The organism is Streptomyces cavernae (genome assembly GCF_004023625.1).
GTDB lineage: Bacteria > Actinomycetota > Actinomycetes > Streptomycetales > Streptomycetaceae > Streptomyces > Streptomyces cavernae.
Genome location: NZ_RPDJ01000007.1, coordinates 24,396 through 40,781, shown reverse-complemented (window position 1 = coordinate 40,781; position 16,386 = coordinate 24,396). Strand labels below are relative to the sequence as shown.

Genomic DNA, 16,386 nt, shown 5'->3' with positions numbered 1-16,386 from the left:
ACGGGGCTCCGGGGCCGGCCCCCGGGGACGGGACGGGTAGGGGCGGAGGGGGCGAACCACCCCCCACCAGGCACCCCGCACACCTAATACCCGAGAGCGCGCAACGGCCCAGGTACCCCAGGCTCTAGGAAACCGGCGGCGCCGGAGGCGGCGGATAACCGCCCTCCGCGTACGGGTCAGGATCACGCGGCCCGAACAGAGCCGTAAGGCCGAGGTGGACCAGAAGCGCGGCTATGGGCCACGCCAACAGCGCACCCTTCGCCTTGAGCTCGATCGGACCGGAGAAGGTGACCCCCTCCCCGACCTCCCGCGCCCGCGCGGCCACATCGCTCGTGGGCCCGAGCCACACCCCGAACCGCCACGCGAGCACCGCACCGAGCAGCCCGCCCACCGTGAGCCCGATCACCAGCGGCACCCCGCCCCGCCGCCGGACCAGGAACACGACGACCGCACTGACCAGGCCGAACGCCAACGCGAGCAGAGTGAACGTACCGTCCACTCCGACGGCCTGCTCCCCCTCGGTGTCCTTCAGGTACACGGCCTGACCGTCCGCGACCAGCGGCACGTTCGGCGCGAGCCGCCACCACAGCACGCCGAGCAGCAGCCCCCCGAGGGCGACTGCCACCGTGATCACTGCGGCCTGCCGCACTTCGGTCTTCATCCCAGGGCCGTCCTGGTCGTACGTGGCGTATCCCCCGCCGGGCGGTACCTGCCAGGCGTCCTGGGGGGACTGCGGATGCGGATGCGGAGTCGGATTCAGCGGAGCCGTCACCCTGCCCATCGTGCCAGGATCTTCCGCGGGCCGCGTCACCGGACGGCCGCCCGGCGGTAGGCCCAGGTCGCCACGGCCAGTGAGGCGACCCCGACCGCGGCGCACACCCCGAGATCGGCGAGGACCACGGCCCAGTCCGGATGTTCGTCGAACGTAAGCGCGAAAGCTTCCACTCCATAGGTGGAGGGCAGCAGATCGCGGGCGAACCGCACCACCTCGGGCAGCCGGTCCGGCGGCAGCACCCCGAGCAGCAGCGCCGCCGACATGCCCAGCTGCCCGAGCAGCGTGGCGAGCTCCGGCCGGGGCGCGAGGAGCCCGAGCGCGGCCCCGAGCCCGGCGAGCGCGGCCCCGGCCACCGGGATCACCGCGGCCAGCACCCACAGATGGGCCAGCGGCAGCTGGAAGAGCACACAGCCGACGACCGCGGTGACGACCGTCCCGGGCACGGTGAACGAGGCGTACGCGGCGGCCGCTCCCAGCACCACCGAAGCGGGCGGCACCGGAAGCGTGGCGTAGTGGTCGAGGCCGCCGTCGGCCCGCAGCTGTCCGAAGTACTGGGCGAGCAGGTTCAGCGCGACGAAGGCGACCACGAGCACCGCGGAGCCGGCCACCACCGCCCGGGCCTCTCCCCCGCCGTCGACGACCCCGCGCATCAGGACCATGATCCCGATCGACTGGAACGTGGCCACGAACAGCAGTGGGATCCGGGCCACCCGGGCCCGGGACAGCTGCGCCCGGTACACGGCGCAGAGCGCGGGCAGCAGCCGCGCGCGCGGGCCCAGCTCGGCCGCGGTGGGGGCCTCGTCCACGGGCAGGGCACTGCCCGGCAGGACCTCAGCGGGTACGACACTCACGTCGAGCTGCTCCTCTTCGCTCCGGCTGCCGTCCTGTTCGGTACGGATGCGGCCGCCGCCGTGCTCATGTCCTGCGGGGTTCCGTCCCCGGTGCGACTCATGCCTTGACCAACCCCTGCGCATCGCCGCCCAGGGCCAGGTAGACATCCTCCAGGGTCGGTGTGGCGAGGGTGAAGTCGTCCAGGGCGGCGAAGGCGTCACCCCCGGTGACCGCGCCGACGGCGGCCCGGGCCTCCTCGGGGCCGAGCCGCAGCGTCCAGCGCCGCCCGGACTCCACGGCACGCGACCGCAGCACGGCGACCTCGGGCACGTCGAGCGGCGGCCGGTCGCGCCAGACGAGCTCGACCCTTACCTCACCCGCGACCCTCTCCTTGAGTCCGGCCGGCGTGTCGCAGGCGATGACCCGGCCCCGGTCGAGCACGGCCACCCGGTCCAGGACCGTCTCCGCCTCGATGACGTTGTGGGTGACCAACAGCACGGTGGTGCCCTGCTCCGCACGGCGCCGGTCGACGGCGGACCACACGGCGCGGCGCGCGATCGGATCCATTCCGGTGGTGGGCTCGTCGAGGACGAGCAGCGGGCGCTCGCCGACCAGCGCGGCGGCGAAGCACGCCAGCCGGCGCTGGCCGCCGGAGAGCTTCTTGATCGGCCGCCCGGCGATGGCGGTGAGACCGAGCTCCTCCAGCACGGCGTCCCGCTCCGCCCGCGCGTGCCGCGCCTCGAGCCCGCGCAGCCGGCCGGTGGTCTCGGCGGCGAGCGACACGGTCAGCTCGTCCAGTGCGCTGGACTCCTGTCCGAGGTAGGCGAGGATGCGCGCGGCGCGCTCGGGATGCCGTACGACATCGTGCCCGAGGATCTCCACGCTGCCGCTGTCGGGCCGCATCAGCCCCGTCAACTGCCGTACCAGTGTGGACTTTCCGGCGCCGTTCGGCCCGAGCAGCCCGAAGATCTCACCGCGTCGGATCTCCAGCCCCACTCCGTCCGTGGCCCTCACGGCAGGCGAGTCCGGCGCCCCGCGGCGCCCTCGCACGGCGGGATAGACCTTGGTGAGTTCCCGCACGAGACACACGACATCGCCCCGGGGCCGGAAAGCTGTCGGTGCGTTGCGCGTACTCACGAGGAACGAGCCTACGGGGTCCCGCACCCAACACCGTTCCCGGGTCACCGCAAGGGCCCCGCCCCACGACGGCGCAACACAGCCCGCAGGACGGACAGACAGCCAGGCAGCCGCCCAGTGGCGAAATCAGGGCCCGCGAAACGAGCAGACAGCCACCCGGCGGCGCCCCCGAAGCGGGCACGAAGCCGCGCAGCGGCGCTCCTCCATGCCCGCGAAACGGGCAAAAAGGGCGGGTGGGTGGGAATGACGCCGCGCAGCGGCGAGACCTCACTGCGGGGAACGCAGCCGCGCAGCGGCGAGCAGCCCTTGCCGCGCAGCGGCGAGAACGCACTACGGGGGCAAGCCGCGCAGCGGCGAGAACACACTACGAGAGCCACACCCGCACAGCCGCGCAGCGCCCGCCTCACTCCCCCGCGGGAGCGTGCTCAGCGGCCGTCCGTACGTCGATCTCCCGCCAGAACCCCGCCCGGATCGCGTACCGGTCGTGTTCGTCGATCTGGTCGTCCTTGTGGGCGAGCAGCCCGAACCGGGCGGCGTAGCGCAGCAGCTCGCCGTCGACGCGGTGCGGGATCCGCGGGTACATGGTGGACAGTTTCTGCAGATGGCTCTGGTCCGGCAGCCGTTCCATCCAGCGCCGCGCGAAGACCTGTCCCACCTCGTAGGGGTCTCCGCCCACGGCCGTGATGTCCTCCTCGCGGTCGGCCCACCGCTGTTCGGCCGTGGTGAGCTGGGCGAGCGTCGGCAGTGAGGCGGCCTCCGGTGGCTCGGGGACGACGCCGGGACGGTCGACCCATCCCTTGTCGGAGGACCACCGCAGCGTCGCGTTCGCGGGCTGCTGTGCGACCTGCGCTCCGGGGCCCCGTAGTGCCGCGAGGTCCTTGGGTGTGGGCACGCCCTTCGCGGTCGGCACCCGCTCCGGTGCGCCGTCCTCATCGCCGGCCGCCCGTCCGTGGCGCACGCCGGTGGAGCCCTCGGGGGTGCGTTCGGCGGTGAGGGCAGAGTCCGGCAGCGGGGCCGAGAGGATCGCGGCGATCTCCGGGCGGGGGGCGGGCGGCGGCGCGCACACCCCGCCGAGTTCCTTGGCGCGGACGGCCTTGGTGATCCAGGCCCGGTCGAGCACGCGCCGCTCGTCGGCCTCGGCGACGAGGTCCTCGGACTGGTTGTAGTCGCCGTCGGCTGCCTGCACCGCCCACAGGTGCACGGCGACCCCGTGTTCCTTCGCGGCCATCATGCCCGGCAGCAGATCCCCGTCGCCGGTCACCAGCACCACGTCCGAGCAGGCGCGGTTGCGGGCCAGTTCGGTCAGTTCGGCGTGCATCGCGGCGTCCACGCCCTTCTGCGCCCATCGCCCGTCGCTACGGGTCAGTGCGCCCAGCCGGACGGTGACCCGGGGCATCACGCGCAGCCGGCGGTGCTCGGGCTGCGGCACCCGGTCGGGGGCGCCGTCGAACCAGTAGATGCGCAGCAGCGGCCGTTCCGTGTCGGATTCGGCGCGTTCTCGCAGCCCGTGGACGAGGGCGGTGTGATCGATGGTGATCCGGGACCGGGAGGGTTCACCTGCGAGCAGACTCGCGGCGGCCCCCAGCAGATATCCGGCGTCCACCAGGACGATGCAGCGGTCCACGCGATCCACCCTCTTTCCTGGACTTCTCCGGGGATCCACACAACCGTGTCGGAGAGTCCGGTGCGGCTTCGACGACTGCGGGCTTCCTTCGAGTCTGCCCGACCTCGCGGGGGTTAACGGCCGGAACTCGATCTTCGGCGTGGCGTATCGGGAGATCGCTTCCCGGCAGCGCTTATTACGCACGGTAATTCTCTGAAATGCGCCCTTTGTTGCCGTATGTGAATCTGATCCCGGCCCTGGCCCCTAGAACTCCCCAGGAGGCAGATCACCATGGCCAAGAACAAGAACAGGGAACGCGAGCCGAAGAAGAGCCGTTCCTCGCAGGCCGGGCAGGCACAGGAACCGGCGCGGACGACGACCACGGAGGACCGTCAGTCCCCGATGTCGTCCGGGCAGGGCAGCCCGGCCGACATGGCCCGTAGACAGCAGAAGCGCTTCGGCCACAACTGAGGCGTTCACCGTGGGCCGTTGAGTTCCGGCAGCACGGAGGGGCGCGCTTGTCCCGGGCGCGCCCCTCGCTCATGTCGTCCTCTGGCCGTCCGGCGTCAGCCCGCCAGGCAGGACGGGCCGAGCAGCACCTTCAGGTCGCCGAAGAGCGCGGGATCGGGCTTCACCCGGTGCCGGTCGAGCCGCAGCACGGTGGTCTTGCGGGGGCCCTGGAGTTTGATGCGCACCTCGCTGTCGCCCTTGTGGTGGCTGAGGATCTCGCCGAGCCGGCTGACCATGGGCGGGGTGACCTTGACCGCCGGGATGGTGAGGACCACGGGCGCGTTGGTGCCCGCGTTGGACAGGTCGGGGACCATCAGTTCCATGGCGACGAGGCGGGGAATGTCCTCGCGTTTGTCGAGGCGTCCCTTGACGAACACCACGGCGTCCTCGACGAGTTGGGTGGACACCAGCTGGTAGGTCGCGGGGAAGAACATGCACTCGATGGAGCCGGCGAGGTCCTCCACCGTGGCGATGGCCCAGGCGTTGCCCTGCTTGGTCATCTTGCGTTGGAGGCCGGAGATGATGCCGCCGATGGTGACGACCGCGCCGTCGGAGAAGTCGCCCCCGGTGAGCTGGGCGATGGCCGCGTCCGCCTTGTCCGACAGCACGTGTTCCAGGCCGAAGAGCGGATGATCGGAGACGTACAGGCCGAGCATCTCCCGTTCCTGGGCGAGCAGATAGGTCTTGTCCCACTCGTCCTCGGAGAAGGTGACGTCGAGGCCGAACCCGGGCTCGTCGGCGCTGTCATCGCCCATGCCGCCGAAGAGGTCGAACTGGCCCTCGGCCTCTTTGCGTTTGACCGCGACCACGTTGTCGATCATCGGCTCGTACTGCGCAGTGAGGCCCTTGCGGGTGTGCCCCATCGTGTCGAACGCGCCGGCCTTGATCAGTGATTCGGTGGTGCGCTTGTTGCAGACGACCGCCTCGACCTTGTCCAGGTAGTCGGGGAAGGAGCTGTACTTCCCCTTGGCCTTGCGGCAGCGGATGATCGACTCGACCACGTTGGTACCGACGTTGCGGACCGCGGAGAGCCCGAAGAGGATCACGTCGTCGCCCTGCGCGGCGAAGTTGGACATCGACTCGTTGACGTCCGGCGGCAGCACCTTGATGCCCATGCGGCGGCATTCGTTGAGGTAGACCGCCGACTTGTCCTTGTCGTCCTTGACGGAGGTGAGCAGGGCGGCCATGTACTCGGCGGGATGGTTCGCCTTCAGGTACGCGGTCCAGTAGGAGACCAGTCCGTACGCGGCCGAGTGCGCCTTGTTGAAGGCGTAGCCGGCGAAGGGGACCAGTACGTCCCACAGGGCCTGGATCGCCTCGTCGCTGTAGCCGTTCTTCTGGGCACCGGCCTGGAAGATGGTGAAGTTCTTCGCCAGTTCGTCGGGCTTCTTCTTGCCCATCACACGGCGGAGGATGTCGGCCTCGCCGAGCGAGTACCCGGCGATGATCTGGGCGGCCTTCTGCACCTGCTCCTGATAGACGATCAGGCCGTAGGTGACGTCCAGGACCTCCTTCAGGGGCTCTTCGAGCTCCTTGTGGATGGGGGTGATCTCCTGCAGGCCGTTCTTGCGCAGCGCGTAGTTGGTGTGCGAGTCCATGCCCATGGGGCCGGGACGGTAGAGCGCGGAGACGGCGGAGATGTCCTCGAAGTTGTCGGGCTTCATCAGCCGCAGCAGCGAACGCATGGGGCCGCCGTCGAACTGGAAGACGCCGAGGGTGTCGCCGCGCTGGAGCAGTTCGAAGGTCGTGGGGTCGTCGAGCGGGAGACTCAGGAGATCGATGTCGATCCCCTTGTTGGACTTCACCATCTTCACGGCGTCGTCCATGATCGTCAGGTTGCGCAGACCCAGGAAGTCCATCTTCAGCAGGCCGAGCGACTCGCAGCTCGGGTAGTCCCACTGGGTGATGGTGACGCCGTCGGTGTGCCTCACCCAGACGGGGACGTGCTCGGTGATGGTCTCGCTGGACATGATCACGCCGGCCGCGTGCACACCCATCTGCCGGACCAGTCCCTCGACGCCCTTGGCGGTGTCGATGACCTTCTTGACGTCCGGTTCGTTCTCGTACATCGACCGGACCTCGCCGGCCTCCGAGTAGCGGGGGTGCTCGGGGTTGGTGATGCCGTCGAGGTTGATGCCCTTGCCGAGGACGTCGGCGGGCATCGCCTTGGTGATGCGGTCGCCCATCGCGTACGGGTAGCCCAGCACGCGCGCGGAGTCCTTGATCGCGTTCTTGGCCTTGATGGTGCCGTAGGTGCCGATCATGGCGACCTTGTCTGCGCCGTACTTCTCCGTCACGTACCTGATGACCTCGACGCGCCGACGCTCGTCGAAGTCGATGTCGACGTCGGGCATGGAGACGCGCTCGGGGTTGAGGAACCGCTCGAAGATCAGGCCGTGCGGGATCGGGTCGAGGTCGGTGATGCCGAGGGCGTAGGCGACGATCGAGCCGGCCGCGGAGCCACGGCCGGGGCCGACCGCGATGCCGTTGTTCTTGGCCCACATGATGAAGTCGGCGACGACTAGGAAGTAGCCCGGGAACCCCATCTGGATGATGACGTCCATCTCGTACTCGACCTGCTTCTGGCGGTCCTCGGGGATCCCTCCCGGGAACCGGCGCTCCATGCCGCGCCGGACTTCCTCCTTGAACCAGGTGACCTCGGTGTAGCCCTCCGGGATGTCGAACTTCGGCATGAGGTCGCGCTTTTCGAACATCCCGGTGGTGTCGACCTGCTCGGCGACCAGGAGCGTGTTGCGGCAGCCCTCCTGCCAGGCGTCCGAGGAGTCGATCGCGTACATCTCGTCGGTCGACTTCAGGTAGTAGCCCGTGCCGTCGAACTTGAAGCGGTCCGGGTCGGAGAGGTTCTTGCCGGTCTGGATGCACAGCAGCGCGTCGTGCGCGGACGCCTCGTGCGCGTAGGTGTAGTGCGAGTCGTTGGTCACGAGCGGCGGGATGCCGAGCTTCCTGCCGATGTCGAGGAGCCCGTCCCGGACGCGGCGCTCGATCTCGATACCGTGGTCCATCAACTCCAGGAAGTAGCGGTCCTTGCCGAAGATGTCCTGGTACTCGGCGGCCGACTTCAGGGCCTCGTCGTACTGGCCGAGACGCAGCCGGGTCTGGAGCTCTCCGGAGGGGCAGCCGGTGGAGGCGATGAGCCCCTCGGACCACTGGGAGATGGTCTCCTTGTCCATCCGGGGCCACTTCTGCAGCCAGCCCTCGGCGTAGGCGTCGGAGGACAGCCGGAAGAGGTTGTGCAGACCCGTGCTGTTCGCCGCCCAGATCGTCTTGTGGGTGTACCCACCGGAACCCGAGACGTCGTCCCGCTTCTGGTGCGGCTGGCCCCACTGGATCTTGCGCTTGTTGCGCCGGGACTCGGGGGCCACGTAGGCCTCGATCCCGATGATCGGAGTGATCCCCGCCTTCTGCGCGGAGTGGAAGAAGTCGTACGCCCCGTGCAGGTTGCCGTGGTCGGACATGGCGATGTGCGTCATGCCCATCTCGTTGCAGGCGTTGAACATGTCCTTCAGCCGCGCGGCACCGTCCAGCAGCGAGTACTGGGTGTGGACGTGCAGGTGCGTGAACGGCGGCTTTGACACGGTTTCGGCCTCCAGTGGAACAGGTGCGGCGCGAAGCGCCTCGTTGAGGGGCGGTGGTCGGGTGACGGGCGGGCAGGCATCGACGAGTCCGCTACCGGCTGCGGACAGTCTGGCGGACAGCGTCGAAGTCTATGCCTCGACACTGACACTAAGGGGCCTCTCCCCCGTACCTTCATGCGAGGGTTCGCGGGCACTCCCGTGCACCGTCGTCCGTTGGATCCGACGGATGAAACTGACGGAAAACGCCGTCCCACACGAAGCACCAGGAGGCACCCAGCGATGTCGGTCCCGCAGCTCAGCGCCGAGCAACGCGGCGAGCAGATCCTCGCCGTCTTCGACACCGCCTTCGGCGAGCTCCTGGCCGCCGACCCGGCTGCCTTCCGTGTGAAGTTCCGGAAGATGGCGGCCTCGGCCTTCGCCTTCTACCGGGGTACGGCGTGCCTCTTCTACCACGACCTCGACGCCGAGAACGGCGTGAACGGCGTGAACCCCGAGACCGGCGTGAACCCCGAGAACGCCGTGCGCGGCGGCGGGACGGTGAGCCGTGGCCCCTACCTGGACGAGCGCACCTCGCGCGTGTGGATCCACGGCGATCTGCACGCCGAGAACTTCGGCACGTACATGGACGCCAACGGCCGCCTGATCTTCAACGTCAACGACTTCGACGAGGCCTACGTCGGCCCCTTCACCTGGGACCTCAAGCGGCTGGCCGCGTCGGTGGCGCTGATCGGGTACGCGAAGGCGCTCAGCGACCGGCAGATCACCGAGCTGGTCCAGGTCTACGCGGCGGCGTACCGCGAGCGCATCCACGCGCTCGCCACGGGCGCCAAGAGCGACGAGGTGCCGCCGTTCACCCTGGACACGGCTGAGGGCCCGCTGCTGGACGCTCTGCGCGACGCCCGCTCGCTGACCCGTTTCGGGCTGCTGGACTCGATGACCGAGATCCGTGACTTCGAGCGCCGCTTCGCCCCGGGCGGCGGCTCCATCGAGCTGGACGCGGCAACCCGCTACAAGGTGCTGGCGGCCTTCGACGGCTATCTGGAGACGCTGCCGGAGACATCGCTGGCCCGCCCGGACTCCTACCGGGTGAAGGACGTCGTCGGCCGTCGCGGCATCGGCATCGGCTCCGCCGGTCTGCCGTCGTACAACATCCTCCTCGAGGGCCACAGCGACGCCCTGGAGAACGATGTGGTGATCTACATCAAGCAGGCCCAGACCCCGGCCGTCTCCCGGCACATCACCGATCCGGCGATCCGGGAGTACTTCCAGCACGAGGGCCACCGCACGGTGATCTCCCAGCGCGCGCTGCAGGCGCACGCCGACCCCTGGCTGGGCTGGACGGAGCTGGACGGCGCGGGACAGCTGGTCGCCGAGATCTCGCCGTACGCCGTGGACCTGGACTGGGGCGACATCTCCGATCCCGAGGAGATCGCCGCGGTCGTCGCGGACCTGGGCCGGGCGACGGCGACGATGCACGCCGCCGCGGACGACGACAGCGGCCACTCGGAGCTGGTCCCGTTCTCCACGGAGCGGGCCATCGACGCGGCGATCGCGGCCGACGAGGACGGCTTCGGTGAGCTCCTGGTGGACTTCGCGCACGACTACGGCGCACGCGCGCGTGCCGATCACCAGATCTTCGTGGACCTGTTCCGCAACGGCCGGATCCCCGGCCTGTAACCCGTAACGAAAGCCTTCGACACCCCGCAGAGGAAGCCCTTCGACCCCGTCGTACAACGCTCCCGTGACGCACAGCAACCCTTTAAGGGGCGTTTACGGGAGCACGTGCGACACTCTCCACCGCCATGGACATATCCGGGACCCAGTTCAGAGCCCTCCGCGCGGCTCTCTTCACGGCGCTCGTGATGACGCTCTCCACCGCGTCGCACGTGCTGCTGTCCCGGGTACCCCTGCCCTTGGGCACGGTGGCCGCGGTCGGCGCCGCCGTCTTCGTCGTCGCGTTCGCGCTCGCGGGCCGCGAGCGCGGCTTCGGGCGGATCGCCGCGGTGCTGATCCCGCTGGAGCTGGCCGCCGACACGGTGTTCACCACGGGCCAGTACTCCTGCTACGGCAGGGCGGGCGGCCCCGTCGCGGGCCCGCTGCGCTCGGTCGGCCTGGATGTGCTGTGCGCCGGCGGCAGCACGGGCACCCCGCTGGCCCGGATGGCCGGCGGCAGCCCGGACCGGGCCGCCACGCTCCTGGCGCACGCGGACGCCTCCGCCGCCTGGCTGCTGCTCGCCGCGCACGTCGGCGTGGGCCTGATCGCGGCGGGCTGGCTGCGGCGCGGCGAGCGGGCGCTGGCCCAGGTGCTGGCCGCGGTGGCCGTCTCGACCTTCCGCCCGCTGCTGGTCGCGGTCGCCGTGGTGACGGTGCGGCTGACGCCCGTTCGCCGGCTGCCGCGCCCCGTGTGCCGCGCGCGCACCACCCGCGGCCGCCTCTTCGTGCACTCCGTGGGACGGCGTGGACCGCCCTGCTCGGCCGTATTCGCCTGAGCAGCACATCCACCATCCGTCCACGTCCTTCGCGCACTACGCGTGCGTGTCATCATCCACGGAGAAGAACGATCATGAGCAAGAGGAACAGCCAGGCGGCGAAGACGGCGGCCCGTGAGCGGCTGCGTCAGGAGCGCGAGCGCCAGGCCAAGAAGGCCAAGGCCAAGCGGCAGATCATCGTCGCCTGCTCCATCGTCGGCGTGCTCGCCGCGGCCGGCGGTGTCGGCTACGCCGTCGTCCAGGCCAACAAGCCCGGCTACTGGGAGGAGGCCAAGAACGACAAGCTGGTCAAGCCGGCCAACACCAGCGGCGAGAACGGCACGACCGTCGTCATCGGCAAGGCGGGCGCCAAGAAGACGCTGGAGCTTTACGAGGACCCGCGCTGCCCGGTCTGCGCGCAGTTCGAGCAGACCGTCGGCTCGACCGTGGACAAGGACGTCGAGGAGGGCAAGTTCAAGGTCCAGTACATAGGCGCCTCGTTCATCGACCGGAACACCAACGGCGAGGGCTCCAAGAACGCGCTGAGCGCCATGGGCGCCGCGCTGAACGTGAGCACCGACGCTTTCCTCGAGTACAAGACCGCGCTCTACTCGGTGAAGTACCACCCGGAGGAGAGCGAGGACAAGTTCAAGGACGACGCGTATCTGATCGAGGTCGCCGACACCGTGCCCGCGCTGAAGAACAACAAGGAGTTCGAGACCGCGGTGAAGAACGGCACCTACGACAAGTGGGCGCTGGAGATGTCCGCCAAGTTCGACGACAGCGGCGTGCAGGGGACCCCGACCCTGAAGATGGACGGCAAGACGCTCACCGGCACCGGGGACAACCCGCCGATGACCGTGGCGGAGTTCAACGCGGCGCTGGACAAGGCGCTCAAGGCCTGACGGCGCCGGAAAACGAGCCGGGGCACGAGCCGGAGTACGAGCCGGAGTACTGGGAGGAGAAGAGCGGGCGAACTTTACGAGTTCGCCCGCTCTTCGATCGTACTGATCAGTAATCTGATCGCTCGTGACCAGTGGATACAGATCATCCGATAACCCCAACTCGGCCGAGCCCAACGGCTCTTCGCGCTCCGGGGAGCTGCTCGCACCCCGCCGCCGCACGGTCGTCAAGGCCGCCGCCGCGACCGCGGCCCTCGCGCCCCTCGCCACCGCCGTACCCGCCCGCGCCGCCGAGGTCCCCGCCTTCCAGCACGGTGTGGCCTCCGGTGACCCGCTGCCCGACGGCATCCTGCTGTGGACCCGGGTGACACCCACCGCCGACGCGGTTCCGGGCTCCGGGCTCGGCCCGGACACCGAGGTCAGCTGGACCGTCGCCACCGACAAGGCGTTCACCGACGTGGTGGCCAAGGGCTCCACCAAGGCGTCGGCCACCACCGACCACACCGTCAAGGCGGACATCCGGGGCCTGAAGCCGGCCACCGACTACTGGTTCCGCTTCTCCTGCGAGGGCGCCGACTCACCCGTCGCCCGCACCCGCACCGCCCCGGCCGCCGACGCCGCAGTCACGGGCCTGCGCTTCGGCGTGGTCTCCTGCTCCAACTGGGAGGCCGGCTACTTCAGCGCCTACCGGCACCTGGCCGCACGCGGCGACCTGGACGCCTGGCTGCACCTCGGCGACTACATCTACGAGTACCCGACCGGTGAGTACGGAACGCGCGGTACCGTCGTCCGCCCGCACGTCCCCACGCACGAAACAGTCACCCTCGCCGACTACCGCGCCCGGCACGGCCGTTACAAGACCGACCCGGACCTGCAGGCCCTGCACCGGGCCGCCCCCGCCATCGCCATCTGGGACGACCACGAGATCGCCAACGACGCCTGGTCCGGCGGCGCCGAGAACCACACCGAGGGCGCCGAGGGCACCTGGTCGGCGCGTCAGTCCGCCGCCAGGCAGGCCTACTTCGAGTGGATGCCGGTCCGCCCCGCCGTCGAGGGCACCACCTACCGCAGGCTGCGCTTCGGCAAGCTCGCCGACCTCTCCCTGCTCGACCTGCGCACCTTCCGCTCCCAGCAGGTGAGCACCGGCAGCGGCTCGGTCGACGACCCCAGCCGTACGCTCACCGGCCGCGCCCAGCTCGACTGGCTGAAGGCCGGGCTGAAGTCCTCCGGCGCCACCTGGCGGCTGGTCGGCAACTCGGTGATGATCGCGCCGTTCGCCATCGGTTCGCTCTCCGCGGACCTGCTCAGGCCGCTCGCCAAGCTGCTGGGACTGCCGCAGGAGGGCCTCGCCCTCAACACCGACCAGTGGGACGGCTACACCGACGACCGCCGCGAACTCCTCGCCCACCTGCGCGACAACGCCATCCGCAACACCGTCTTCCTCACCGGGGACATCCACATGGCGTGGGCCAACGACGTGCCGCTGGACGCCGGCACCTACCCGCTGTCCGCGTCGGCCGCCACGGAGTTCGTGGTCACCTCGGTCACCTCCGACAACCTCGACGACATCCTCAAGGTCCCCGAGGGCACCGTCTCCGCCGTGGCCGCCCCGCTGATCCGGGCCGCCAACCGGCACGTCCACTGGGTCGACACCGACCGCCACGGCTACGGCGTCCTGGACCTCACCGCGGAGCGCGCGCAGATGGACTACTACGTCCTGTCCAGCCGCACGAGCCCCACGGCGACCTCGACCTGGGCGCGTTCGTACCGGACGCGGACCGGAACGCAGAAGGTGGAGCGGGTGAACGCGCCGGTGCGCTGACACCCTCCCGCGAGCGGGCCGCGGAGCGCGGACTACAGAGTGTCGAGGAAGCCGAGCGCCACCCGCCAGGTGGCCTCGGCGGCCTCCTCGTCATAGTCGGGGAGGTCCGGGTCGGTGTAGAGGTGCCCCGCCCCGCGATAGCGGTGGATCTCCACGTCCGCTCCGGCCCGGCGCATCTGCAGGTACCAGGCGCTCAGCCAGTCCTCCGTCTCGAACACGTCCGGCTCCGCCACATGCAGCTGGACCGGCAGTTCGTCCACCGACGCGCTCGCCGCGATGTCGGACGTGCCGTGCAGGAGCAGCAGCCCGCGCGCCTTGTGGTCGCCGAGCGCGAGGGTCTGGGCGACGGACGCGCCCAGCGAGAACCCCGCGTAGACGAGACCGCGCTCGGAGTACGGCGCGGCGGCCAGGACGGCACGCTTGAGCAGCTCCTCCTTGCCGATCTCGTCCTTGAAGGCCATGCCCTCCTCGACGGTCCCGAAGGTGCGCCCCTCGTACAGGTCGGGCGTCCACACCTCGTGGCCCGCCCCGCGCAGCCGGTCCGCCGCCGCGCGCACCGCGGGCCGGAGCCCGTACGTCGAATGGAACAGCATGATGTTCATGAGGCCATCGTGCCAGCCGTCACCGACAGTGCCCGTTCCAACCCGTATGTTCGGAGCGGGCCGGGACTGGTTACCGTCGAAGGCATGGAGAACGTACTGCGTCCGCTGATCGTCATCGGTGGTTCGGTCGTCCTCACGCTGGTTGTGGGGTGGGCGGTCGACCGCCTGATGCGGAAGGCCGACGAACGGCACCGCGAGACCCCGCTGTGGGGTCTGCTGCGCCGTGCCCGCATCCCCTTCCAACTCGTGCTGTGCGCCGCCCTGCTCAGAGGCTCCTACGACCAGGCGAACATCTTGGACGGCTACAGGGTCGGCGTGGGAAGAGCGCTGACCCTGGTGCTGATCGGCTCGGCCGCGTGGCTGGCGATACGGGTCGCGGCGGCGATCGTCGAGACCTCGTTCACCCGCTACGCACACGCCCACCGCGATCCGGCCCGGGTCCGCCGGGTGCGCACGCAGGTGACGCTCATCATGCGGGTGGTCGCCGCCATCATCGGGGTGGTCGCGGTCGCGGCGATGCTGCTCACCTTCCCCGCGATGCGGGCCGCCGGTGCCTCGCTGCTGGCCTCGGCAGGCATCATCGCCGCGATCGCCGGTGTCGCCGCCCAGTCCACGCTGAGCAACCTCTTCGCGGGGCTGCAGATCGCCTTCGGCGACACGGTGCGGCTCGGTGACGTCGTGGTGGTGGACGGCGAGTGGGGGACCATCGACGAGATCACGCTGACCCACCTCACCGTGCGGACCTGGGACGAGCGGCGGATCACGATGCCGGTGTCGTACTTCACCAGCAAGCCCTTCGAGAACTGGTCGCGCGGCGGCGCGCAGATGACCGGCACGGTCTTCCTGCACGTCGACCACAGCACACCGATCCCGGAGATGCGCGAGAAGCTCCGCGACATCCTGCGCCGGTGTCCCGCCTGGGACGGCCGGGCCTGGGACCTGTCGGTCACCGACTCCACACCCAACACCATGCAGGTCCGTGCCCTGGTCACGGCGAAGGACCCGGACGACATCTGGACCGTGCGCGTCACCGTCCGCGAGCAGCTCATGGCCTGGCTCGCGAACGAGCACCCCCACTCCCTGCCCCGGGTGAACACCGCGGAAGCGGTACTGCCGCCCGTCCACGGCAACGGCCACCGCCCGGACGGCCACCGGCCCACCGCGTCCCCGGACGGCGAGGTCCCGAGGCCCCGCACCCACCGCGCCCATCAGGCACCGGGTACGGAGCGGAGGTGACGCCGGCCGCGGAGCACGCGCATCGCACAGCGCACACGCATCGGCCGCGGAGCGGACGCCACCGGCCACAGCGCACGCGATCGGCCGTGGCGCAGCGCGAGCAGGCGCCTCGTCACCGGCTCAATGGCCCCGCTCCGCGCCACCGTTGACCTGGATCACCTGGGCCGTGATGTGCGCCGCCCCCGGGGAGGCGAGCCAGTGCAGGGTGGCGGCGACATCCGCGGGGGTACCGGCCCGCCCGGTGGAGGTCTCCGCGATCAACCGCTCGCGCCGCGCTTCGTCCATGTGGTCGCCGAAGAACTCCGTGTCCTGCACATAACCGGGCGCCACGACGTTCACGGTGATCCCCCGCGGCCCCAACTCCCGTGCCAGGGCGAAGGCATACGGATGCAGGGCCGCCTTGGCCGCGGCGTAGGACACCACCCCCGACCCCCGGTAGGCGGCGATCGAACTGAGGAACAGCAACCGCCCGCCCGGGGTGGCGAGCCGGTCCCGCAGCGCCTCGGTGAGCAGCACGGCGGTCAGCGTGTTGAGCCGGAAGTTGAGGCTCCAGTCGTACGCAGCCGCCTCGATCGGATCGTCGGTGCCTGCCCCGGGCTCCAGATGCCCCGCCCCGCCCGCACTGTGGACCAGCACGTCGACCGCGCCCAGTTCCCTTCCGACGAACTCGGCGACGCCCCGCACCGCGCCGGGCTCGCTGAGGTCGGCGGCGTACGTCAGCGCGCCCGGCACCTCCGCGTCCCGCAACACCTCGGCACGCCGCCCGAGCAGCAGCACCTGGTCACCGTGGGCCGCGAAGGACCGCGCCGTGGCCAGCCCGATGCCCGTGCCACCACCGCTGATCACCACGTTGCGCGTCATGAACCGATCCTACGGACCACGGCCCGTGGGGGCCCGTCAGAAC

The 16,386-nt window shown here is 70.2% G+C and carries 13 protein-coding genes; 6 read left to right on the top strand and 7 right to left on the bottom strand.

Going from position 1 to position 16,386, the window contains the following annotated elements; genetic code table 11:
- Positions 1–124: 124 nt before the first annotated feature.
- From EF387_RS18620 to EF387_RS18605, 4 genes are all read right to left on the bottom strand, one after another.
- Positions 125–772: an AAA family ATPase gene (locus EF387_RS18620; protein WP_128377701.1), complete on the bottom strand. Its 648-nt coding sequence runs from the start codon at positions 770–772 to the stop codon at positions 125–127.
- A gap of 35 nt (positions 773–807) precedes the next feature.
- Positions 808–1,626, bottom strand: a complete 819-nt coding sequence (locus EF387_RS18615; protein ID WP_238431589.1) for an ABC transporter permease — start codon at positions 1,624–1,626, stop codon at positions 808–810.
- A 97-nt stretch (positions 1,627–1,723) separates the two neighbouring features.
- Positions 1,724–2,695, bottom strand: coding sequence for an ABC transporter ATP-binding protein (locus EF387_RS18610; RefSeq protein ID WP_128377975.1), 972 nt, complete (start codon positions 2,693–2,695; stop codon positions 1,724–1,726).
- A gap of 451 nt (positions 2,696–3,146) precedes the next feature.
- Positions 3,147–4,367, bottom strand: coding sequence for an NYN domain-containing protein (locus tag EF387_RS18605; protein WP_128377974.1), 1,221 nt, complete (start codon positions 4,365–4,367; stop codon positions 3,147–3,149).
- Positions 4,368–4,637: 270 nt separating this feature from the next.
- Between EF387_RS18605 and EF387_RS18600 the strand changes: the two genes are divergently transcribed.
- Positions 4,638–4,817 (top strand): hypothetical protein, encoded by a 180-nt coding sequence (locus tag EF387_RS18600; protein WP_128377699.1) that lies wholly within the window; start codon positions 4,638–4,640, stop codon positions 4,815–4,817.
- A 95-nt stretch (positions 4,818–4,912) separates the two neighbouring features.
- Here EF387_RS18600 and dnaE read toward each other — a convergent pair whose 3' ends face one another.
- The gene (gene dnaE / locus EF387_RS18595) at positions 4,913–8,452 is read right to left on the bottom strand and encodes a DNA polymerase III subunit alpha (RefSeq protein ID WP_128377698.1); all 3,540 of its coding nucleotides are present in this window, start codon (positions 8,450–8,452) and stop codon (positions 4,913–4,915) included.
- Between the two features lie 279 nt (positions 8,453–8,731).
- Between dnaE and EF387_RS18590 the strand changes: the two genes are divergently transcribed.
- The 4 genes from EF387_RS18590 (at position 8,732) to EF387_RS18575 (ending at position 13,644) form a co-directional block, all read left to right on the top strand.
- Positions 8,732–10,129: a DUF2252 domain-containing protein gene (locus EF387_RS18590; protein WP_128377697.1), complete on the top strand. Its 1,398-nt coding sequence runs from the start codon at positions 8,732–8,734 to the stop codon at positions 10,127–10,129.
- Positions 10,130–10,254: 125 nt separating this feature from the next.
- Positions 10,255–10,941 (top strand): hypothetical protein, encoded by a 687-nt coding sequence (locus EF387_RS18585; RefSeq protein ID WP_128377696.1) that lies wholly within the window; start codon positions 10,255–10,257, stop codon positions 10,939–10,941.
- 74 nt (positions 10,942–11,015) lie between these two features.
- The gene (locus EF387_RS18580; RefSeq protein ID WP_128377695.1) at positions 11,016–11,825 is read left to right on the top strand and encodes a thioredoxin domain-containing protein; all 810 of its coding nucleotides are present in this window, start codon (positions 11,016–11,018) and stop codon (positions 11,823–11,825) included.
- A gap of 124 nt (positions 11,826–11,949) precedes the next feature.
- Complete coding sequence (locus EF387_RS18575; protein WP_420802594.1) at positions 11,950–13,644, top strand: alkaline phosphatase D family protein; 1,695 nt, start codon at positions 11,950–11,952, stop codon at positions 13,642–13,644.
- A 32-nt stretch (positions 13,645–13,676) separates the two neighbouring features.
- On the opposite strand, the gene EF387_RS18570 is transcribed toward EF387_RS18575, so the two are convergent.
- On the bottom strand, positions 13,677–14,246 hold the full coding sequence (locus EF387_RS18570) for a dienelactone hydrolase family protein (RefSeq protein ID WP_128377694.1): 570 nt from the start codon (positions 14,244–14,246) through the stop codon (positions 13,677–13,679).
- 84 nt (positions 14,247–14,330) lie between these two features.
- Between EF387_RS18570 and EF387_RS18565 the strand changes: the two genes are divergently transcribed.
- Complete coding sequence (locus EF387_RS18565; protein WP_128377693.1) at positions 14,331–15,482, top strand: mechanosensitive ion channel family protein; 1,152 nt, start codon at positions 14,331–14,333, stop codon at positions 15,480–15,482.
- Between the two features lie 120 nt (positions 15,483–15,602).
- Here EF387_RS18565 and EF387_RS18560 read toward each other — a convergent pair whose 3' ends face one another.
- Complete coding sequence (locus tag EF387_RS18560; protein WP_128377692.1) at positions 15,603–16,343, bottom strand: SDR family NAD(P)-dependent oxidoreductase; 741 nt, start codon at positions 16,341–16,343, stop codon at positions 15,603–15,605.
- Between the last annotated feature and the right edge of the window lie 43 nt (positions 16,344–16,386).

Excerpts from the sequence above, each read along its gene's own strand:
- EF387_RS18600 (WP_128377699.1), top strand. The coding sequence starts at position 4,638 with ATGGCCAAGAACAAGAACAGGGAACGCGAGCCGAAGAAGAGCCGTTCC.
- EF387_RS18590 (WP_128377697.1), top strand. The coding sequence starts at position 8,732 with ATGTCGGTCCCGCAGCTCAGCGCCGAGCAACGCGGCGAGCAGATCCTC.
- EF387_RS18585 (WP_128377696.1), top strand. The coding sequence starts at position 10,255 with ATGGACATATCCGGGACCCAGTTCAGAGCCCTCCGCGCGGCTCTCTTC.
- EF387_RS18580 (WP_128377695.1), top strand. The coding sequence starts at position 11,016 with ATGAGCAAGAGGAACAGCCAGGCGGCGAAGACGGCGGCCCGTGAGCGG.
- EF387_RS18570 (WP_128377694.1), bottom strand. The coding sequence starts at position 14,246 with ATGAACATCATGCTGTTCCATTCGACGTACGGGCTCCGGCCCGCGGTG.
- EF387_RS18565 (WP_128377693.1), top strand. The coding sequence starts at position 14,331 with ATGGAGAACGTACTGCGTCCGCTGATCGTCATCGGTGGTTCGGTCGTC.
- EF387_RS18560 (WP_128377692.1), bottom strand. The coding sequence starts at position 16,343 with ATGACGCGCAACGTGGTGATCAGCGGTGGTGGCACGGGCATCGGGCTG.